This window comes from Thiomicrorhabdus sp. Milos-T2, assembly GCF_000702325.1.
Lineage (GTDB): Bacteria > Pseudomonadota > Gammaproteobacteria > Thiomicrospirales > Thiomicrospiraceae > Thiomicrorhabdus.
Window position 1 is genome coordinate 1,474,698 of record NZ_KL370891.1, and the last position, 22,631, is coordinate 1,497,328.

Genomic DNA, 22,631 nt, shown 5'->3' on the forward strand with positions numbered 1-22,631 from the left:
AATAAAAGTGATTCAAAAATCATAACCTTACAATCTTAAGTCACGCCTATAAACTCGGTATTTGTAAAGTTTAACAGCGATTAATTTATTACGTTTAGTTTGGTTATTCGTTAAATTTAAGTTGGTATTAGATATTAGAAATCTTCGTGCTTTCGTGTCTTCGTGGTTAAAAGGTTTGTTTAATCAATCATAAAATACATATACCCGTATTTTTTAACCCATATCTAATAGGAGGATGTTGATTCTAACAAATAAAAAAAGCCCTGCTTTAAAGCAGGGCTTAAATAATCCGCTTGGTGTAATAATTACCAAAAATCACCAAGTAAATTTAAAACACTTTAGGCAAACTCAGCTTCACGTAATTCTTTTGCCGCTTTGTCTAAAATACCATTTACGTATTTATGACTCTCTTCAGCACCAAAACGTTTAGCAAGTTCAACACTTTCATTAATAACCACTTTGTACGGAATCTCGATTTTAGACTGCAACTCATAAACACCCATACGCATAATCGCACGTTCAACGGGGTCAATGCGTGCTACAGAACGGTCTAAATGTTCACTATATAAAGCATCTAGTGCTTCTGAATTTTGAGAGACATACGAAATAATTTCTTTAAAGAAATCAAATTCTAACCCTTCCAATAAACCATCTTCATTAAACTGTTTAATAATTTCTGGAATCTCTTCATTAGTCATCTGCCACTGATAAAGTGCTTGCAGAGCAACCCTACGCGATTGAGTTCTAGGAGTAATTTGGCCTTCATGTTCTGCGACTTCTTCGCCCTGGCCTGGTTGAATATCTTTGATTGTTTTCATTAAAGTTGCTTCAACACGTTAACCATTTCAATAGCAGAAACCGTAGCTTCTTCACCTTTATTACCCATTTTGGTACCAGAACGCTCAATTGCTTGTTCAATTGAGTTTACGGTTAAAATACCAAAAGCAACCGGTACGCCGTATTTCAACATTACACTGCTAATGCCTTTAGTTGCTTCACCTGCAACATAGTCAAAATGAGGAGTTCCACCCTGAATCACTGCACCTAATGCAACAATGGCATCGTACTTACCAGAAGCGGCCATTTTTTCCACAGCCAAAGGGACTTCAAATGCGCCAGGAACGATAACTTGGGTAATGTTATCAGCAGAACCACCATGTCTTTCTACGACTTCAATAGAACCTTTTACAAGGTGGTCAACCACAAAGCTATTCCATCTTGTTACCACAAAGCCAAGCTTCATTCCTTCAGCATTTAAATTGCCTTGAATCATTTCCATAATCTACTTCTCTTAAATTCTATTTGTATTAGCCGGTTATTTTGCCATAAATTACCGGGTTTAAAAACTTATTCTGAGACCTTTGCACGAGATAGGTGCGAAAGAAAAATAGGCGTAAGTACCCTTGAGGGTAAAAAATTTGCCTGATTCTCGACTTACCCCTTCGGGCGTCGAGTTCTTCGTTTGCGGCGGAAAACGCAGGGAATAGCTAGCTATTCGCAAGTTGTCGCCCAACGGAAGTGCCCTTGGGGTACAACAAAAATCAGGTGAATTTTTACCCTCAAGGGGCACCTAGAACCATTTTTACTCGTGCCTACTCTCGTGCAAAGGTCTCATTCCAACCAGGAAAACCTAAAACAACCTTTTTTAAATTGATAAGACCTACGTAAAGATCTCTTAGTCTTTTTTCTCAATAACTTCGGTAATTTCAAGACCAAAACCACTTAAAGCTGTCATGCGCCATGCAGAGCCGATAATCTTTAATTTTTTAATCCCTAAATCGGCAATGATTTGAGCTCCTAAACCATAGGTTTTAGTGTCATCTTCAGAGATTCTCTCGGGGGATTTAACCCCCATATCTTTCATCTGATATTGCTGAATTTTGTCTAATAGTTCAGCCGCCTCTTCATTTTTACGCAATACAACAATGGCTCCACAACCTTCTTCTGCGACTTGCTCCATTGCTTTATCTAAAGACCAACCACACTCTTGGCGTTGTGAGCCAAATGCATCGCACAAAGTATCTAGCATATGAACACGTACAGCGGTGGGTTGCGCACTATCAATATTACCGTAGACCAAAGCAAAGTGTGCTTTCTGTTCTAAGATATCTTGATAGCCAATCAGTTTAAAATCACCAAATTGAGTTGGAAATTTACATTCTGAAACGCGTTCTATCGTTTTTTCATTTTGCAAACGATACTCAATTAAATCGGCAATCGTTCCAATTTTTAAACCATGCTCAGCCGCATAACCTTCAAGGTCTTCACGACGCGCCATTGAACCATCTTCATTCATGATCTCAACAATAACAGAAGCTGCTTCTAAACCCGATAAACGAGCTAAATCACAACCCGCTTCAGTATGCCCTGCACGAGTTAGAACCCCACCGGGTTGAGCCATTAACGGAAAAATATGACCTGGCGTTACAATATCAGCAGGACCAGCATTCTCCGCCACTGCGGTTTGCACCGTTATGGCTCTATCCGCGGCAGAAATCCCCGTTGTTACCCCTTCAGCCGCTTCAATTGAAACCGTAAAATTGGTGCCGTTTTGATCAGTATTGTTTGTGACCATCAGTGGTAAGTGCAGTTGATTACAACGCTCTTTGGTAAGTGTTAAACAAATAAGACCACGGCCATATTTTGCCATAAAGTTAATATCATCAGCACTACATGTACTTGCCGGAACTAAAAGATCACCTTCATTTTCACGGTCTTCATCATCCATAAGAATGACCATTTTTCCTTGTTTGTAATCTTCTATAAGTTCTTCTATTGTATTTAATGGCATGGTTATTTGAATCCGTTTTCTGCTAAAAATTGTTGGGTTATTGTACCTGTTTGTGATGCCTGCGGTGCGGTCATCATTCTTTCTAAATAGCGCGCCAATAAATCAACTTCTAAATTCACACTTGAACCAACCTCTAAGTGCTTAATGGTTGTTTCTTGATGGGTATGCGGCACAATATTCACCCCAAAAACGCAATCATCTACTTCATTCACTGTCAGACTAATTCCATTAATGCAAATAGAGCCTTTTACGGCAATATATTTAGCGATTTCAAGCGGAGCTTCTACTTCATAACGCCAAGAGCGTGCATCTTGTGAAATTGACTTTACCTGGCCAACACCATCAACATGTCCACTGACTAAGTGCCCACCTAATCTATCTTGCAAAGTTAATGCTTTTTCTAAGTTCACAGGCGTTCCTAATGACCACTTTCCTGCATTGGTGACATTGAGCGTTTCTCCAGAAACATCTGCTACATAATAATTATCGCCAACCTCAATCGCAGTTAAGCAAATTCCATTTGCCGCAATACTATCGCCAATTTGAACATCATGCATGTCAAGTTTGCCCACTTTAATAGTAACTCGCCAATCTCCATCGCGCGGTTCAATGTTTGATATTGCCCCTTCGGCTTGAATAATTCCTGTAAACATTATTGTTATCCCTCAGATTAATGTAGTTTGCTTTGGTACCAAAATAATACGAGCATCTTCACCAAAACGATCCATAGATTGAATACTTAAATTAATTTTATCATCCATCGTTTCTAAACCCGGTAAAACAAACATAGGTTTAGCCATATTACCCATTAGCGAAGGTGCAATAAAAGAATGTATTTCATTGACCAGGCCTGACAGAATGAATGCGCCAGCAACAATAGCACCGGATTCAACCATCACATCATTAATTTGCTCAGCTTCCGCTAAATAGCGCAAAATGGATTCAATATCTAAACGATCATTTTCAGCAGAAACCGCAACTATTTCCACACCTTTAGCATGAATTGCATCTACAATTTCTGAACTACGCTCTACCGTTTCAAGAGAAGTCATTAAAATAGTTCGACCAGGTAAACTCAGCATTTTGGCATCTAAAGGCATGCTTAAATGGGGGTCTAACACAACACGAATGGGGTGACAATTGTCTTGATTTAAATTGAGCTTAGCTAATTCATTATCGGTTAAACGTACAGTTAAACTTGGATTATCTGCCAATACCGTTCCTATTCCAGTAATGAGCGCACCACAACGGGCTCTCATTCTGTGAACTTCTAAACGTGATTCTTCACCAGTTATCCAATAACTTTCACCATTTTCCATTGCGGTACGACCATCTAAGCTACTGGCCATTTTTAATCTTACAAATGGTAACTGTTTTTCCATCTTTCTAATAAATCCTAAATTGATTTGTTTAGCTTCCGCTTCCAAAACACCCACTAAAACTTCAATACCGGCTTTTCGAATACGCTCTATACCTTGCCCTGAAACCATCGGGTTAGGGTCTTGCATTGCCACCACAACCCTACTGACTTGCGCTTCAATTAAGCCATCTGCGCAAGGAGGCGTTCTACCAAAATGTGAACACGGCTCTAAAGTAACATAAGCAGTAGCGCCTTTCGCCTTATCGCCTGCATTCGCTAAAGCCACTCGCTCTGCATGCGGTTGCCCCGCTTTTTGGTGCCAGCCTTCACCAACCACAACACCGTCTTTAACTAAGACACAACCCACAGCTGGATTTGGCTTAGTAGAGTACAAGCCCTTTTTTGCTAAATCAATAGCTTGTTGCATATAAAGCAAATCGGCAGAAGAGACTAATGACATTTATTTTCCTAAATTATTTGGCTGTAGTGACTTTTACCAAACGCTCTATCTCTTCTCTAAAAGCATTCACATCTTGAAAAGAACGGTACACAGAAGCAAAACGAACATAGGCAACCTGGTCTAGCTCACGAAGAGAGTCCATTACCCATTCACCCAATTGCGAAGAAGGAATTTCCCTCACTCCTTCAGACATTAAACGTTTTGTTATTTGGCTTGCCACATGATCAATAGCATCACTAGAAACAGGACGTTTTTCAAGGGCTTTTATCAACCCCGCACGAACTTTAGACTCATCAAATTTCTCACGATTCCCATCGCTTTTAACCACTCGAGGCAAAGACAATTCAGCAGATTCATAGGTGGTAAAGCGCTCTCCGCAGTGAATACATTCTCTACGACGGCGAACTTGAACACCCTCTGTTGCCAGACGTGAATCAATGACCTTTGTATCCGCTGCATTACAAAAAGGACAGTGCATAAAAACTCCTCTAATAAACCATTTTTTAAATTTTAAAAACCAAAAAACCACCAGGCCTGGTGGTTTTTTAGTCATTGTTTAGTCATAAACAAGCTAAACTCGGTTTGATTATCCAAACCGAAGTTAGCATTCTTTACTTATAAACAGGTTTAGCTTCGCATAAAGCAGAAACTTTAGAACGTACTTCAGCAATAACGGCTTCATCCCAAGTTTCTTTTTCTTGGTCACATGCATCAATAACATCACACATCCAGGTTGCTAAGTTAGTGCAATCTTCTTCATTAAAATCACGAGTAGTCGCTGCTGCTGTCCCTACACGAATACCTGAAGTAACGAATGGTGACATTGGATCATTAGGTACTGAGTTTTTATTAACAGTAATGTGAGCTTCATCTAATGCTTTATCAACCAATTTACCGGTTAACCCTTTTTCAATCAGGCTGACTAAGAACAGGTGGTTTTCTGTACCACCAGAAATAACATCACAACCACGCGACATAAATACTTTAGCCATCGCTTGGGCATTTTTTACTACGTTTTCACAATAGCTATTCCAAGATGGTTCTAGACACTCTTTAAAGGCAACCGCTTTAGCTGCCATTACATGAACTAAAGGCCCGCCTTGACTACCAGGGAAAATAGCTGAATTGAACTTTTTCTCTAAATCAGGATTTGATTTACAAATAATTAAACCACCCCGAGGTCCACGTAAAGTTTTGTGCGTAGTGGTCGTACAAACGTCTGCAAATGGAACTGGGCTTGGGTAGACACCACCAGCAACTAAACCAGCAACATGAGCCATATCTACTAACAAGTAAGCCCCAACTGAGTCTGCAATTTCACGGAACTTTGCCCAATCAACTACTTGAGAATAGGCCGAGAAACCAGCAATAATCATTTTCGGCTTATGCTCATTGGCTAATGCTTGAACCTCATCATAATCAATCTTGCCTGAAACGGGATCAATACCGTATTGAACAGCTTTGTATAATTTACCTGAAAAACTCACATGAGAACCGTGAGTTAAGTGTCCACCATGAGCAAGGCTCATACCTAAAACCGTATCACCCGCTTCTAGAAGCGCTAAATAAACGGCCGCATTTGCCTGAGAACCAGAGTGAGGTTGAACGTTTGCATAGTCAGCACCAAATAATTCTTTAGCGCGATCAATTGCCGCTTGCTCAGCCACATCTGCATATTCACAACCACCATAGTAGCGCTTACCAGGATAACCTTCAGCGTACTTGTTTGTGAAATAGGAACCTTGAGCTTCCATAACACGTGGGCTAGTGTAGTTTTCAGATGCAATTAACTCAATATGAGATTCTTGGCGTTTTTCTTCATTTTTAATTGCATCCGCAATTAAATCGTCATAGCCAGCGATGGTCATTGATTTTGTGAACATTTTTACGGTTCTCCGTTTCAAAAAGATCGAATATTTTCAAAGAGGAAGATTTTACCTTTTTTACAGCAAATAGCCAAATGTAATCTAGCAATTAACCACCATTTAACCACTATATGTAGTGCATCTGATAAAATCTTCACTGATATAAAGCTTTGTGCTTTATATAATGACTATTTTTAGTTAAAGTTTCTTAAAATAAATTTATACATATCATTTACAAAACAAATATCAATCATAGTTAGGAAATTACATGGCTCAGTTTGTATATACCATGAACCGCGTGGGTAAAGTGGTTCCACCAAACAGACACATATTAAAAGACATCTCTTTATCATTTTTTCCAGGCGCTAAAATTGGCGTATTAGGTCTAAATGGTTCAGGTAAATCAACCCTATTAAAAATTATGGCAGGGATTGATAGCGACATTATCGGTGAAGCACGACCACAACCCGGCATTAAAATTGGGTATTTAGCTCAAGAACCTCAACTTGATGAAAATAAAACCGTGCGTGGCAATATCGAAGAAGCTGTATCAGAAGTTAAAGATGCACTCGCTGAACTAGATGCGGTTTATGCTGCTTATGCCGAACCAGATGCTGACTTCGATGCCCTTGCTAAAAAACAGGCCGAAATTGAAGATATTATTCAAGCAAAAGATGGTCACAATATTGAACGTACCTTAGAGATTGCCGCAGAAGCTCTGCGATTACCTGACTGGGACTCAGAAGTTACACACTTGTCTGGTGGTGAAAAACGTCGTGTTGCATTATGCAAACTGCTTTTAGAAAAACCAGATATGCTTTTGCTCGACGAGCCAACCAACCACTTGGATGCAGAATCTATTGCTTGGCTGGAGCGTTTTTTACTGGACTTCCCAGGAACCGTCGTCGCCATTACTCACGATAGATATTTCTTAGACAATGCCGCTCAATGGATTTTAGAATTAGACCGTGGTGAAGGAATTCCTTACGAGGGTAACTACTCCTCTTGGCTTGATCAAAAAGAGAAACGTTTAGAACAAGAATCCAAATCTGAAGCTGCTCGCATGAAAACCATCAAAAACGAACTTGAATGGGTGCGCTCTAACGCTAAAGGTCGCCATGCAAAATCTAAAGCTCGAATGACTCGCTTTGAAGAACTAAGCAGTCAAGAGTCTCAAAAACGTAACGAGACCAGTGAAATTTTTATCCCTGTGGCGGAACGCTTAGGTGAAAAAGTAATTGAAGTTAACCATATCTCAAAAGGATTTGGAGACCGCTTATTAATTGACGACTTAGATTTCCGATTACCACAAGGAGGGATTGTTGGAATTATTGGTGCCAACGGTGCAGGTAAATCGACCCTTTTTAAAATGTTAACCGGCCAAGAACAGCCCGACAGTGGTTCGATTGAATTTGGTGAAACGGTTAACCTTTCTTATGTTGACCAGAGTCGTGATGCTTTAAATGACAAAAAATCGGTATGGGAAGAAATCTCTGAAGGAGATGAAGTTTTTATGGTCGGTAATACGGAGGTAAACTCACGTGCCTACTGTAGTCGTTTTAACTTTAGAGGTGGAGACCAACAAAAGAAAATTGGCCAACTTTCAGGTGGTGAACGTAACCGAGTACATCTAGCTAAAACTTTACGCAGTGGCGGTAATTTATTGTTATTAGATGAACCCACAAACGATTTAGACGTTGAAACTTTACGTGCTTTAGAAGAAGCTCTGCTTGAGTTTGCAGGTTGTGCCGTGGTAATTTCCCACGATCGTTGGTTCTTAGATAGAATTGCAACACATATGCTTGCTTTTGAAGGTGATTCACATGTAGAGTGGTTTGAAGGTAACTTCTCCGATTATGAAGAAGACTTAAAACGCCGTAAAGGGTCAGATGCAGCACAACCTCACAGAATTAAATACAAGCCCATTTCAAAGGATTAGAGCATGACTGAAATTCTTACTACAGCCTCCCATATAGAAGCTATTGCAAATGCAATGCCTGACCCTATTTTTGTTATGGGTCAAGATGGAACTTATCTAGATATTGTTGGCGGACAAGCTCGTAACCTTTATGCTGATGGTTCAACTCTTATAGGTAAAAACTACCATCAAGTATTACCAGAACAAATGGCTAACCGCTTTTTAAAAGTGGTTCAAAGAGCCATCGCTTCAGGACAATTGCAAGAAATCGAATACCAACTTGCAAATGATGAAGTAGAAGGTGTTGAAGCCGGCCCTAAAGGTGGTCAATGGTATGAAGCGCGTGTATATCCGGTTAGTGATGGAACTTATGAACAACCTGCTGTTATTTGGTTAGCCATTAACATTACCAGCCGTAAATATATGGAAGAGCAAATAGAACACCTCTCTTCTACTGACCCGCTAACGAGCCTATTTAACCGTGACTTCTTTTTAGGTTTAGTGGATGAAGAACTCAACAAAGCGCGCTTAAATAATAAGGCGCTGTCATTAGCTAAAATCAATCTTGATTGCTTTAAACGTATAACGGATGGTCATGGTCATGAAATGGGTGACAAAGCAATACTAACCGCCGCTCACGCTATTCAAAACGTAGTTAAAGAGCTGGGCTATATTGGACGCCTAAGCTGTGACCAATTTATGATACTGCTGCCTGAAGTTAAAGCCGTAGATGCTTTTCGTATTGCAAAACTTGCGCAAGAAACCATCTCATCGCAAACCATTAAACTTGAAGATGGTCAAACCACTTGTTTAACCAGTCATGCAGGTATCACAGAATTACGCAACAACGAAGAGGACAGCCAAGTATTATTTAAACGTGTTAATGAAGCTATTCAAGCCGCCGAAGGTACTCGTGATATTACTCGTATTATGTAATGTATTAAGTAATGTACTAACGTAATATAAAGGCATGAATCCAAGTTCTATTATTGACTATAGTTAGGAGAAAAATTATGTTAAAAACAATATTAAAAGGCTTTACTGCTTTTAGCTTAAGCCTATTGATGGCTTTCCCTCTAACGACTCAAGCGGCAGATGATGGTGCCAAAGTGGTTTATCATGTAGATTTTAAAGATCCTACGCGTTATTCAGCCACCTTAACTTCAATTAATAACATCTTAAACTTCTATGATTCTGAATTAATGGAAGCCGATGTGCATTTAGTTTTTGTAGGTTACGGCTTACGATTTACAACAGACGATAATTTAAAAGGCACGCCTTATGAAGCTGATAAAGCTCTCTTGGATAGACGAGCTGAACTTAAAGGTCGTTTAGATGCATTAATTAACGTTCGCGGTGTTAAGGTGGAGTTATGTGATAAAACACGTGATGAAGTTGGCTTACCGCAAAGTAACGTATACAAAGGAATTGAATTTACACCTTCAGGAGTGGCAAAAATCGCGATTTTACAAAGTGAAGGTTATGCCTATCTTAAAGTTCAATAATTAAATATAAACACCACTTCCTTAATTTTAAGGAAGTGAAAAGAAACAACCAGGCCTGGTTGATTTTGATTAACTGATTATTTAGTAGCCGTCAAATAGTAGCCCTCAAAATTAAAAAAGGCTAATTCAAAATACTTACTACATACTTGAGTTCAGCATAAATTTCACTGTTACCGGTTTCTTTCAGATTACTCCCCCACTATAATAAATAGACAATTTACTAAAAAATGTACCCTTTAATAAAACATGAAATCGATACTAAAACCTATACTTATTATGGCGTTAATTCAACACTCATTACCCATTATGGCAAATGATAATAGTGATATTGAAAAACCCATAAAGAGCAATACCTACGATTTAGTAAATAATCTAAACAGTACATTAAAAGAACAACTTCATAGCAATACAATTCCTGGTATTAAAGAAGTTTCTACCATTCAAAAAAACCAACAAATCATCGTTCAAATCATCCATGACCCAAAAATTTGCTATAGCAATCTTATTAACGGTATTGCTCAATCAGCAAGCCGAGTTAATGGCGTAAACTTTCAAAACAGCTTTACGCTCGATATTATTGATAGCTACTGTAAAACAGACCTTTTTTACACCATTCAAAGCAAAGGTTTAGAGAAAGACGTCGTGGTGCAATACGAAGACCTTGCAGGCAATAACGTAGCGATTCATAAAATTAATAAACAACTATGTCATATTTAATCTTATTGCCCTTCTCCTTACTTTCTCTTATTAATTTTCCTTCTTCTTAATTTCATAAACTACCAGGCCTGGTAAAATCAATTAATCAACAATAGTTAGCCCTCGACAAACTCTAAGAAACTTTTTTACCACACTCTTGCCAAGATTTCTCTAACTTTATATCTTAATAGCAGATACAAAAAAACCGGCGTATAGCCGGTTTTTTATGGTGCGTTAAATAGCTTTTAAATTAAGCCATTTCACCTGGGTATGCTTCGATACCTGGGTTATTTTTAACACCTTTAAGCTTAGGATGGTTAACTTTCTTAAGCTTAGTTGAACCTTTATGGTTACGTAGGTAGTCAGCAGCAACATCCCACATTAGACGACCTTGGCCCACAGCTTCAACCTGTGCCCAACCAGCAACCGTATAAGTTTTGTTTGCTTCTAAAGGCGTACCATCATCTAGACGCATTTCAGAGATACGGCTACCTAATTTAGCATTTGGCTCACAAGTATAGTCCATACCACCCAAACGAACCATATCACCACCAGATTGTAGGTATGGGTCTTTTTGGAATAGGTTTTCACAGATACCTTCAAGGATATCTTTCATTGCTGCACCCGTTACTTCTGACTTATAAGTCTCACCATATGTCATAGATGTTTCATCCATAACACGTTCCATAGTGATCATTTCACCAGCTAATACTGAAGTACCCCAACGAACACCGGCAGACATAGCAATTTGAGTATCATGCTCTTCACGTAAAGAGTTTACGATAATCTGATCCCATGTCCCCATGAAGTTACCACGACGGTATAGAGTATCTTCTGCTACCGCTAGCTCTTCACCCATAATTTCACCATAAGTCTTACCTAAACGGTCTTTATTTACAGCACGATCAGGGTTACGTGATTCAATAATGTTCTCATCATATTTTTTAGTGTATAGGTGATCAAGGTAAGTCTGAACTTCAGGATCTGCTTCTAAAACATTTGAGAAAACAGGTAGTAACTTGTAGTCAACACCACGTAATTTACCTTTAACGATATCTAAATCCATAACACCAACAAACTTACCGTTAGAACCGGCATTAGTTACGTGACATACGCCACCTTCTGGAGTTTTAACTGGAGTTGTTTTTGCAACACCATCATGAGTGTGACCACCAAAGATAGCATCGATACCATTGACACGTGAAGCCATTTTGATATCAACGTCCATACCGTTATGAGAAATCATAACAATTGCCGCTACTTTTTCTTTCTCACGGATTTTATCAACCGTTTCTTGTAAAGCATCTTCACGAAGACCAAAAGACCAATCAGGGAAGTTAGATTGAGGGTTAGCGTTAGCAGTACGAGGGAATGCCTGACCAACAACCGCGATACGCTCACCATTTACAATTTTAATGGTATAAGGCTTGAATGCACGAGCTTCATCTTCATCATAAAGACCAGTACCATTGTTTGCATCAACCATTTCACGATATTCGTCACCAAATAAAGAATCTTCTTTAATACGAAGGTTTTGCGCTAAGAACTCACCTTTAAAAGCGTTAACATTCTTAAGCACTTCTTCTTCTTTATAAGTGAATTCCCAGTGTCCAGTCATGATATCAATACCTAAAAGGTTTGATGCTTCTACCATATCCATACCACGTGTGAATAACGCTGTACCTGAACCGTGCCATAAATCACCACCGTCCATTGTTAAAGTATTATTTTGACCACCAGCTTGCTCACGCAACTTGTCTAATAGTGTTTTGATATGTGCAAAACCACCGACTTTACCATACTGCATTGAAGCATCTTGGAAGTTTAAGTAAGTAAAAGCGTGTGCTAGAGGTGTATTTTCTTTAACACCAATTTCTTTTAATAATTTATGACCTACAACGTGAGGTAATTTACCAAAAGCAGGTCCTGTACCTAAGTTTACGTTAGGCTCACGGAAGTAAATAGGCTTTAACTGAGCATGTGTATCAGTAATATGTAAAAGACGAACCTTACCTTTCATAGGTTGGTTATAAATCTCATCAGATGCCTTAAGAGCAGCAGCTTTATCAGCCCCACCAGACATTGCACTAGCTGTACCAGGTAACATCCCTGCAGCTGCAGCCATTGACATTACATGAAGAAATTCGCGGCGATTTAAAGACATAGGTCTCTCCGTTTTTATGAAAAATACGCCCTGTTTTTACAAGGACATTAAAATTTTGTCTGACAAATGTAAGTGGTAGCCCACATAAAGTCAAATAAAGGAAAGTTATCATCTATTAGAAAATACTTATTAGGATTTTCTAATAAACTAGATGAGCAACTTTGTTACTTAACTCATTTCTGAAATAACCTGTTTAGAATTTTGCAGGTTTTATCAGTAATGAAAAACGATTTATCCAACCCATTTACGAGCATTTCTAAATAAACGCATCCAAGGCGCATCTTCTAACCACTCGTCTGGATGCCATGAGTTTTGCACGGTTCTAAATACACGTTCAGGGTGAGGCATCATAATTGTCACACGCCCATCAGGCGTTGTAAGCCCGGTCATACCCGCTTCTGTTCCATTTGGATTAAATGGGTAAGCTTCAGTTGGTTGGCCAATTGCATCAACATAACGAACCCCAACCAAGCCATCTACATCACTTGAAGATCCCTTACCAAAATCCATTCGACCTTCACCGTGGGCAATCGCTACAGGGATTCGAGTCCCTTCCATTCCTTTTAATAAGATAGAGGGCGATTCTTGAATTTCAACTTGCGAGAAACGTGCTTCAAACTGCTCAGATTCATTTCGTACAAAAGCAGGCCAACCCTGAGCCCCAGGAATAATCTCTTTTAAATTTGAAAGCATTTGGCAACCGTTACAAACACCTAAAGTAAAGGTATCATCACGATTAAAGAAAGCCTCAAATTCTGCTCGAGCGGTATCATTAAATAGAATGGAGTTAGCCCAACCTCTTCCTGCACCTAAAACATCACCGTAAGAGAAACCACCACAAGCAACCAAACCTTTATAATCTGCAAACTTAACTTCTCCAGACAACACATCTGTCATATGAACATCAATCGCATCAAAGCCTGCACGATTAAATGCTGCTGCCATTTCTTGCTGACCATTCACCCCTTGCTCACGTAAAATCGCAACCATTGGTTTGGGTTTACCAGCAAACTCAGCGGTAATATCATCGTTAATATCAAAGCTTACTACTGGAGAAATTTCGGTATTCTCAGAATGTTTAACTGCATCAAATTCCTGTTGAGCACAATTTTCATTATCACGCAGAGCTTGCATGCGGTATGAGGTTTCAGACCACCATGATTGAAGTTCAACACGTGATTTATCCAACATGGTTTTACCCTGCGCCACAATTTGAATTTGATCGTTCTCTGCAATTGACCCAATCCAATGTGAAATAGACCCGAGAGCGTGTTGATTAAGAATAGCTTCAACCTTTGGTTTGTCAGCCACTTTAACTTGAATTACCACACCCACTTCTTCTGCAGATAATGCCGCTACCGGTTCAGAACCAAGAGCTGTTACATCAACATTCAAACCACAGTGACCTGCAAATGCCATTTCTAATAGCGTAACTAATAAACCACCATCTGCACGATCATGGTAAGCCAGCAGTAAATCATCAGCTATCATTGCTTGCGTAGCATTAAACAAGTTTAATAAATCTATTGAGTTATCCAAGTCTGCAGCAACATCACCCACTTGATTATAAACCTGTGCTAAACAACTTGCTCCAACACGGTTTTGACCTTTTCCTAAATCAATCACTAGCAGCTCTGTTTCACCCAGATCCGTACGTAATTGTGGTGTAACCGTTTTACGCACATCTTCAACAGGAGCAAAAGTCGTAATATTTAATGAAACCGGAGAAATAACCGCTTTTGATTCACCATCATCTTGCCAAACGGTCTTCATAGACATTGAGTCTTTACCAACAGGCACGGCAATTCCAAGTTCAGGACACAACTCTAAACCTACCGCTTCAACCGCATCATACAGAGCTGAATCTTCACCAGGATGTCCTGCTGCTGCCATCCAGTTTGCAGAGATTTTAATATCACTCATTTTTTTAATCTTGGCACAAGCGATATTGGTAATCGCTTCAGCAATTGACAAACGCGCCGATGCCTTAGGATTAATTAGAGCCACGGGAGGACGCTCTCCAGAAGCCATTGCTTCACCTGTATAACCATTGTAATCCGCACAAGTTACTGCAGCATCAGCGACAGGAACTTGCCATGGCCCAACCATTTGATCACGAGTCACCATGCCTGTAATACTTCTATCACCAATAGTAATTAAGAAGTTTTTACTGGCAATAGTCGGTAACTTTAAAAGACGTTCGGTTATATCATTAAAATCTAAATTAGCCGTTTCAAAGCCAGCTTGTGGAATCTGACGAGTTTCAGCCGTTCTATGCATTTTAGGGGGCTTGCCTAACAATACATTTAATGGCATATCAACTGGGTTATTATCAAAGATGGTGTCATTTACCACCAATTCTTGTTCTTTTGTAGCTTCACCTACAATGGCATATAAACAACGTTCACGTTTACAAATTTCTTCAAATAGATCAATCTTATCGGGATGGATTGCAATAACATAACGCTCTTGTGATTCATTACTCCAAATCTCCATAGGAGACATTCCAGGCTCATCGTTTGGAACAGAGCGTAAATCAATGCGCCCTCCCTTTCCTGCATCATTTACTAGCTCAGGGAAGGCGTTTGAAATACCACCTGCGCCTACATCATGTATTGAAGCAATTGGCGTTTCATCACCTAAATAAGTACAGCGATCAATAACCTCTTGAGCACGACGTTCCATCTCTGGGTTTTCACGCTGCACAGAAGCAAAGTCCAAAGCTTCAGAACCTGCACCCGTATCAACAGAAGAGGCGGCACCACCACCTAAACCAATCAACATTGCTGGACCACCTAAAATAACCAGTTTAGCCCCAACAGGGATATCGCCCTTTTCTACATGCTCTTCACGAATACTACCCAAACCACCGGCAAGCATAATAGGTTTATGATACCCACGAACCTCTTCACCATCATGGGTTATATAGGCATTTTCATAGGTACGAAAATAACCATTAATGGCAGGTCGGCCAAATTCATTATTAAAACCAGCCGCACCAAGCGGACCTTCAATCATGATTTCAAATGGCGTTACAATACGTGCCGGCTTGCCATATTCAGCTTCCCATGGCTGTTTAAAGCCAGGAATATTTAAGTTAGAAACCGTAAACCCAGTTAAACCAACCTTAGGCTTAGAGCCTTTACCTGTTGCCCCTTCATCACGAATTTCACCACCAGAACCTGTAGCCGCACCTGGCCAAGGAGAAATTGCTGTTGGATGATTATGGGTTTCTACTTTAATTTGAAAATGCACTTTTTCTGGATGCGTTTCATATTCACGAGTTTCAGGATTAGGGAAAAATCTAGAGGCAGAATAACCTTCAACAACTGCAGCGTTATCACTGTAAGCCGACAACACGCCTTCTGGGTTCTTTTGATAAGTATTTCGAATCATACCAAACAGAGAGTTCGGCTTATCTTCACCATCAATCGTCCAATCTGCATTAAATATCTTATGGCGACAATGTTCTGAGTTTGCTTGAGCAAACATCATTAATTCAGCATCGACAGGATTACGCTTTAATCCAACAAAAGCTTCAACTAAGTAATCAATTTCATCATCACTTAACGCTAACCCCATTTCAGTATTGGCAACCGCCAATGCATCTCGGCCACCGCCTAAAATATCAACACTCGAGTAAGGCTTAGGCGATTGATGAGAAAACAGACCTTCAAGCGTTTCAAAATCAACAGAAACCTGCTCAACCATTCGATCATGAACAATAGGAATCATCGCTTTTTGATCTTCCGCGCTCACACCACCAAACGTATAAACTACTCCACGCTCAATTCTATGAACATGCTCAATACCGCAAGTATGAGTAATATCCGTCGCTTTTGAAGACCAAGGCGAGATTGTCCCTAAACGCGGGGTAACAATACAGCTCGTTTTGGACAAAGTTGAGGTTTTATCTTCTTCAGAATTATTTAACAGAACTTGTAAATGCGATAATTCAGTACTTGTTAGCTCACCGTCCAAATCTACAAAATAGACATATTGAGACTGCAAACTTTGAATTGAACCGACTTGTTTAAGCTTATTTAACAGTTGATTTAAACGATAAGCTGAATGAGCTGGATTACCCCAGATTACTTGCATACTTTTGACCCTTACTACAAAGACCTAAATTTTATTAGGTCTCATAAAAAATAAAGCCCTCTTTAAAGAGGGCAAAATACTATTTTAATTATTTTGTTAATAATCCCAGACTTTCAAATACATAACGTCTCTGGCTATCATTTAAAGGTGCAGAACCTTCTGGTGAGCTAACCGTTAAGATAACTTTTTCAGAATCTGTTTCTGATTGCGTTAATTTAAGTTTTAACAAATCAGGTAAGGCTTTTTTACCTGAATCACGCCAAAAAGCTAAACTCGATAAGAATGAATCATCTTCTTTAGCAGATTTAGGTACTTGAACCCACATTTCATTGGCTGAAGCCTTAACCTTATCAATAGACCAGCTTGCGCGATAAATCATCGCCTGTAAATAACTCCAACTCTTGTCCATACTCGCTCTAAAGGCTAGGCCTTCAAGTTCTTCACCCTCTACAACCTCAACCATTTGCTCAGTGACTTTCAATTGAGCGAGTGCTTTTTCACTACTTGAACCAAAGAAAACCATCGCTTCATACAAAGCTTGTGCTTCCATAACAGGATTATAAGGCTTGATACGCCATTGGCGATCTATTTCACGTGCCTCATTTGCATCAGGAGAATAAAGTTCACTATGATTAATATAGACTCTAACAACCCCATCTTTAGGATCAGATTCAACCCTTGCAGTAAATTTATCGTAAACGCCATCAGCCAATTCAGGACGCCAGCTATTCAACATTTTAGTCAGTGGACCTACATCATCTAAAGGAACTAGCTCTGTACGTTGCAAATAATCCGTTTTTAAAACCCCAATATCTTTACGTTCTTCAGCAATACCAAACCCTTTAGAAATAAAGAAACGTTTTAAACTAGACCAAACTTGCTCACTATTTGTCGAGTCAATCTCCATCCAACGTTCAGATAGGTTATTTTTAATTGCTAAACCTTTTGATTTAAAGTTTGGAATATAGTCATAAGTATCTTTTTCAGCCAACGCATCTTGCTCTGCTTTTTTCAAAGCTAAAGGCATCTCAGTTTGAGGTTTTGCGGGATTAAATAAATTTGGTGGTATCTCAAGCGTTTTTACTAATTTACCTTCATTATCACGGTAGCTTCCATCTGAACCAAACAGATTCGAAATTGTTGAACAACCACTTAAACTTATAGTCGCTATAGATGTAGTTAATACAAACGTTTTTGCATAAAGACGCATAAAACTTTTACCTTTAATTGGAGACCGTTAATCAGTTCGTCTCGATAATAAAAAAATTTAAATTACTTAAGATTGACACCCGCTTCTAACAAAGCTTTACGCACAATCGGCTGACAACTTGAAGAAAGGGGAGTAAGAGGTAAACGAATAGCTAAGCCTATCAAGCCCATTTCAGCTACAGCCCATTTCACGGGAATAGGGCTTGATTCAACAAAGAGATCCTTATGAATTACTTGCAATGGTGCATCTAACTCACGAGCTTTACTTTCATCCCCCGCTAATGCCGCTGCATAAACATCATGAAGTTGTTTAGGTACTACATTGGCTGACACTGAAATTCCACCATGGCCGCCAGCTAAAATAAAATCTACCGCTGACGCATCATCCCCGGTATACAAATCAAAATCATCAGATACACCAGCTTTAATTTGAGCCACTCGATTAATTTCACCGGTAGCCTCTTTAATACCAATAATATTATTAACTTTCGCCAGGCGAATTACCGTTTCAGGTAATAAATCACAAGCTGTACGACCAGGTACATTATATAGAATTTGTGGAATATCGACTGTTTCTGCCACTTTTTTATAATGAAGATACAAGCCTTCCTGGGTTGGTTTATTGTAATAAGGCGTTACCAACAAGCAAGCATCTGCACCCGAATCTTTGGCACACTGCGTTAAGTCAATAGCTTCGCTAGTAGAATTCGCGCCCGTACCAGCGATAACAGGAATTCGACCATTTACTTTTTCAACCACAAAACGTACAACTTCACAATGTTCTTGCATGTTTAAAGTCGCAGACTCGCCCGTGGTTCCCATCGCTACAATAACATCTGTTTGAGAAGCTATATGAAATTCCACCAATTTTTCTAAGGCGTTAAAATCTACAGTTTCATCTTCTAACATAGGTGTGACTAACGCCACCATACTGCCTCTAAACACGGTGAATTTCTCCATTCATTTTACAGTCGTATAAAAAATGTAATATTACCCTTTCCAACCCCACACTTCAACCAAATATTCCCCTTATCCCTCTGTAGCCAAACATCATGTTTAAGCTTTCTTATTTATTACTGAATTTAAAGCTTTTTTATACTTGTACATACCAATAAAAGTCGGCATACTAAATCTTAGAAATTAAATATTAGGACATATTAATGACTTTACAAATAGGCGAAAAACTTCCTTCCTTCTCAGTAACCTCTGTATCGGCTAACTCTCACAAAACCCTCACACAAAACGATTTTTTAAACCATTACACAGTCATTTATTTTTACCCCAAAGATAGCACCCCTGGCTGCACAACAGAAGGCTTAGACTTCTCAGCCCTAGCGCCAGACTTTCTTAAACTTAACACCCAAATTTATGGTGCATCGCTCGACTCAATAAAGCGCCATGAAAACTTCATCACAAAACAGAATTTTAGCTTTGAACTTATCTCAGACCCTGAAACCGAATTTTGCAAACTTTTTGGTGTTTACCAGCTTAAAAAGAATTTTGGAAAAGAGTACATGGGCATAGTTCGAAGCACCTTTATTATCAACAAAACCGGTGAATTAATTAAAGAATGGAGAAATGTAAAAGTAAAAGGCCACGCTCAAGAAGTATTAGAAACACTTAAAAATTTACAAAACTAAAACCTTTACACAAATCACATCTTTTTTATTTACTTATGATTCGTGTAAAGAGCTCAAACTAATCAAGCAAATTTTCAAAGGATCTTAGATGACCAATGATTGTAAACGATTATTTATTTTAGATACCAACGTATTAATGCACGACCCTATGGCTCTTTTTAATTTTGCAGAGCATGATATCTTTTTATCCATGACGGTATTAGAAGAACTTGATGCCGGTAAAAAAGGAATGTCTGAAGTTTCACGAAATGTTCGAGAAACGAACCGACTTATCGATCAAATCATTAGTAATGCTAGTTTTGAGGAGATTAAAGCCGGCTTATCACTAGAACGCATTCACCCCAACCCCAATCAAGAAGAACTTATCTTAGGTAAACTCTTCTTTGAAACTGAACCGCTGGCGGTTGATTTACCAGATTCCCTACCTAGCCATAAAGCCGATAACCACATTCTACAAACCGGTTTAGCTTTAAAAGAGAAATACAATAATCGTAATGTCACCTTAGTCACTAAAGACATTAACATGCGTATTAAGTCCTCGGCAGTAGGCCTGCACTCCGAAGACTATTTTAACGACCGTGTTTTAGAAGATGCGGATTTGCTTTATACCGGCTGGGAGTATCTTGAAGAAAATTTCTTTGAAACTCACGGAAGCTCGATGAAATCATGGCAAGAAGGAAGCCGAACCTTCTATGAGCTAGAAGCGGATAAACAATGTAAATGGTTCCCAAATCAAGGGTTAATTAGTCAAAATGATGCCGGATTTAATGCCATTGTCAGAAAAGTTAGTCATGGTAAAGCCACTCTTGAATACATGGAAGAGTTTAGAAGCCCTAACAACTCAATTTGGGGCATCACCGCACGTAATGCAGAACAAAACATTGCTTTAAATTACCTTATGGATCCAGATATTGATTTTGTCTCTATACTGGGTATTGCCGGTACGGGTAAAACATTACTGACTTTAGCCGCCGCTCTTGAGCAAACCTTAGATCAAAACCTCTACAATGAAATCATTATGACTCGAGCCACCATTCCGGTTGGTGAAGACATTGGTTTTTTACCCGGAACTGAAGAAGAAAAAATGACGCCATGGATGGGTGCCTTAATGGACAACCTTGAAGTCCTAACGGATTCAGATGGATATACCGACTGGGAAAAAGAGAGCACTCAACAACTACTAAGCAAACGCATCAAAATTAAATCGATGAACTTTATGCGTGGTAGAACATTCCAGAAGAAATTTATTATTTTAGATGAGGCACAAAACCTAACACCTAAACAAATGAAAACGTTAGTGACAAGAGCCGGCGAAGGCACCAAAGTGGTATGTTTAGGTAATATTGGGCAAATTGATTCACCTTACTTAACCGAGACAACAACAGGCCTAACCTATGTCGTTGACCGCTTTAAACATTGGGGACATAGTGCCCACATTACTCTTCAACAAGGCGAGCGCTCAAGATTAGCAGAGTTTGCTTCTGACAATCTTTAACACAATATCTGTAAAACAAAAAAGGCCCTTTCGGGCCTTTTTTGTTTTAATAGAAGATAAAGCTTTTAATTATCTTTTAATGCTCAATCTTTAATTGGTTCTACCCTTTATTTAATTCTACCCAGAGACTGCTCTTCTTCAGTAGGAATTCTAAAACCTAGCTCAGTTGCTCTATCTAGACAATACTCTACTGCAAACTCAAGTAGCTCACCTACCGCTCTATGACGGAACTTGTGTTTTTGGCGAACATGAGAAAATGGACGTAAAATTGGAGGATCTAAAGGGATGGCTTTTAAAGTTCCAAGGCGGAGCTCTTTTGAAAGCGTAGTTCGAGAAACAACCGCTAAACCAACATCTGATTCTACTGCCATTTTAACCGCTTCAGGGCTACCTAACTCCATAGCCACATTTAAATCGCTATAGCTAAAGCCCTGCTCTCTAATATACGAATCAATTACCGTTCTAGAACCTGAACCTTCTTCTCGCGAAATATAACCATATTTACGGAAATCTTCAACAGTAACTTTATCACGCTTAGCTAATGGATGATCCAAAGGACAAATAAGCTGCATCTCATCAACACGACAAACATCAACTTCTAGGTTTTTATTTTGTACTGGTGCCTCTACAAGCCCAAGATCAATCATGTTGTTTTCAACCATGGAAACAATCGCATCTGTATTGCCAACTTGAAGTCGAATATTTACATCTTCAAATTGCTTTTTAAATGCGCCTAGTAAACTCGGCAACATATATTCAGCAATGGTAGTACTTGCACCAATTACCAATGTACCGGTAACCTCACCAGTTAACTCTCTAACTTCACTATTCATTTTCTCGTAATGTTCAAGAATTTGATCCGCATAGTCATAAACTACTTTACCCGCTTCAGTTAAGGTAATTTTATTATGAGTACGATCAAAAAGACGAGTATTGAAGAAATCTTCTAATTGTTTAACTTGGAAAGTCACCGCGGGCTGAGTCATATGAAGGGTTTCTGCAGCTTTAGTAAAACTCATCACTTTAGCAACAGTGTGGAACACCTGAAGACGTCTATCTACCATCCGTAATTTCCTTTATGGTATATAAAAATAATTTGGTGCAATGAATATAGGACTTTACCTATTAAATGTCAAATAAGTTAATCACTCTATAAGCTTATTTTGTGCGTTTACTTACTTAAAGAGATCTTTGCACGAGAGTATGCACGAGTAAAAATGGTTCTAGGTGCCCCTTGAGGGTAAAAATTCACCTGCTTTTTGTTTTACCCCAAGGGCACTTCCGTTGGGCGACAACTTGAGAATAGCTAGCTATTTCCTGCGTTTTCCGCCGCAAACGAAGAACTCGACGCCCGAAGGGGTAAGTCGAGAATCAGGCAAAATTTTTACCCTCAAGGGGTACTTACGCCTATTTTTCTTTCGTACCTA

The 22,631-nt window shown here is 39.1% G+C and carries 18 protein-coding genes; 6 read left to right on the plus strand and 12 right to left on the minus strand.

All coding sequences use genetic code 11. The features are described from left to right. Nucleotides 1-338 precede the first annotated feature (338 nt). The 7 genes from nusB to glyA all read right to left on the minus strand — a co-directional run bounded on the left by nusB (nt 339) and on the right by glyA (nt 6,494). On the minus strand, nt 339-818 hold the full coding sequence (gene nusB / locus BS34_RS0106720) for a transcription antitermination factor NusB (RefSeq protein WP_084151580.1): 480 nt from the start codon (nt 816-818) through the stop codon (nt 339-341). Further along, nucleotides 818-1,279 carry a 6,7-dimethyl-8-ribityllumazine synthase gene (gene ribE, locus BS34_RS0106725; protein WP_029407768.1) on the minus strand — a complete coding sequence of 154 codons (462 nt, stop codon included), beginning with the start codon at nt 1,277-1,279 and terminating at the stop codon, nt 818-820. The genes nusB and ribE overlap by 1 nt, the downstream gene beginning before the upstream one ends. A 396-nt stretch (nt 1,280-1,675) precedes the next feature. Next, entirely contained in the window at nt 1,676-2,791 is a 1,116-nt protein-coding gene (ribBA, locus tag BS34_RS0106730) for a bifunctional 3,4-dihydroxy-2-butanone-4-phosphate synthase/GTP cyclohydrolase II (RefSeq protein ID WP_029407769.1), read from the minus strand. Between the two features lie 2 nt (nt 2,792-2,793). Continuing rightward, complete coding sequence (locus BS34_RS0106735) at nt 2,794-3,444, minus strand: riboflavin synthase (RefSeq protein ID WP_029407770.1); 651 nt, start codon at nt 3,442-3,444, stop codon at nt 2,794-2,796. Between the two features lie 12 nt (nt 3,445-3,456). Next, on the minus strand, nt 3,457-4,611 hold the full coding sequence (gene ribD / locus BS34_RS0106740) for a bifunctional diaminohydroxyphosphoribosylaminopyrimidine deaminase/5-amino-6-(5-phosphoribosylamino)uracil reductase RibD (protein WP_029407771.1): 1,155 nt from the start codon (nt 4,609-4,611) through the stop codon (nt 3,457-3,459). Nucleotides 4,612-4,624: 13 nt separating this feature from the next. After that, the gene (gene nrdR, locus BS34_RS0106745) at nt 4,625-5,089 is read right to left on the minus strand and encodes a transcriptional regulator NrdR (RefSeq protein WP_029407772.1); all 465 of its coding nucleotides are present in this window, start codon (nt 5,087-5,089) and stop codon (nt 4,625-4,627) included. 133 nt (nt 5,090-5,222) lie between these two features. Then, on the minus strand, nt 5,223-6,494 hold the full coding sequence (gene glyA / locus BS34_RS0106750; RefSeq protein ID WP_029407773.1) for a serine hydroxymethyltransferase: 1,272 nt from the start codon (nt 6,492-6,494) through the stop codon (nt 5,223-5,225). A gap of 250 nt (nt 6,495-6,744) precedes the next feature. Between glyA and ettA the strand changes: the two genes are divergently transcribed. From ettA to BS34_RS0106770, 4 genes are all read left to right on the plus strand, one after another. After that, nucleotides 6,745-8,415 (plus strand): energy-dependent translational throttle protein EttA, encoded by a 1,671-nt coding sequence (ettA, locus tag BS34_RS0106755; RefSeq protein ID WP_029407774.1) that lies wholly within the window; start codon nt 6,745-6,747, stop codon nt 8,413-8,415. Nucleotides 8,416-8,418: 3 nt separating this feature from the next. Further along, a complete protein-coding gene (locus tag BS34_RS0106760; RefSeq protein ID WP_029407775.1) occupies nt 8,419-9,330 on the plus strand; it encodes a GGDEF domain-containing protein in 912 nt (303 codons plus the stop codon). 77 nt (nt 9,331-9,407) lie between these two features. Beyond that, complete coding sequence (locus BS34_RS0106765) at nt 9,408-9,899, plus strand: DsrE family protein (protein ID WP_029407776.1); 492 nt, start codon at nt 9,408-9,410, stop codon at nt 9,897-9,899. A 246-nt stretch (nt 9,900-10,145) separates the two neighbouring features. Further along, nucleotides 10,146-10,616, plus strand: coding sequence for a hypothetical protein (locus BS34_RS0106770; protein ID WP_158660986.1), 471 nt, complete (start codon nt 10,146-10,148; stop codon nt 10,614-10,616). 229 nt (nt 10,617-10,845) lie between these two features. Here BS34_RS0106770 and BS34_RS0106775 read toward each other — a convergent pair whose 3' ends face one another. The 4 genes from BS34_RS0106775 to dapA form a co-directional block, all read right to left on the minus strand. Further along, the gene (locus tag BS34_RS0106775) at nt 10,846-12,759 is read right to left on the minus strand and encodes a 5'-nucleotidase C-terminal domain-containing protein (protein WP_029407778.1); all 1,914 of its coding nucleotides are present in this window, start codon (nt 12,757-12,759) and stop codon (nt 10,846-10,848) included. A gap of 231 nt (nt 12,760-12,990) precedes the next feature. Next, nucleotides 12,991-16,860, minus strand: a complete 3,870-nt coding sequence (gene purL, locus BS34_RS0106780; protein WP_029407779.1) for a phosphoribosylformylglycinamidine synthase — start codon at nt 16,858-16,860, stop codon at nt 12,991-12,993. A gap of 88 nt (nt 16,861-16,948) precedes the next feature. Next, entirely contained in the window at nt 16,949-18,070 is a 1,122-nt protein-coding gene (gene bamC / locus BS34_RS0106785) for an outer membrane protein assembly factor BamC (protein WP_029407780.1), read from the minus strand. Between the two features lie 62 nt (nt 18,071-18,132). Continuing rightward, nucleotides 18,133-19,014, minus strand: a complete 882-nt coding sequence (gene dapA / locus BS34_RS0106790; RefSeq protein ID WP_038126304.1) for a 4-hydroxy-tetrahydrodipicolinate synthase — start codon at nt 19,012-19,014, stop codon at nt 18,133-18,135. A 215-nt stretch (nt 19,015-19,229) separates the two neighbouring features. Here dapA and BS34_RS0106795 point away from each other — a divergent pair, with 215 nt between their 5' ends. Beyond that, the gene (locus BS34_RS0106795; RefSeq protein ID WP_029407782.1) at nt 19,230-19,709 is read left to right on the plus strand and encodes a peroxiredoxin; all 480 of its coding nucleotides are present in this window, start codon (nt 19,230-19,232) and stop codon (nt 19,707-19,709) included. An 88-nt stretch (nt 19,710-19,797) separates the two neighbouring features. Then, entirely contained in the window at nt 19,798-21,204 is a 1,407-nt protein-coding gene (locus BS34_RS0106800) for a PhoH family protein (protein WP_029407783.1), read from the plus strand. 107 nt (nt 21,205-21,311) lie between these two features. Here BS34_RS0106800 and BS34_RS0106805 read toward each other — a convergent pair whose 3' ends face one another. Next, nucleotides 21,312-22,268: a LysR family transcriptional regulator gene (locus BS34_RS0106805; protein ID WP_029407784.1), complete on the minus strand. Its 957-nt coding sequence runs from the start codon at nt 22,266-22,268 to the stop codon at nt 21,312-21,314. Nucleotides 22,269-22,631 lie beyond the last annotated feature (363 nt).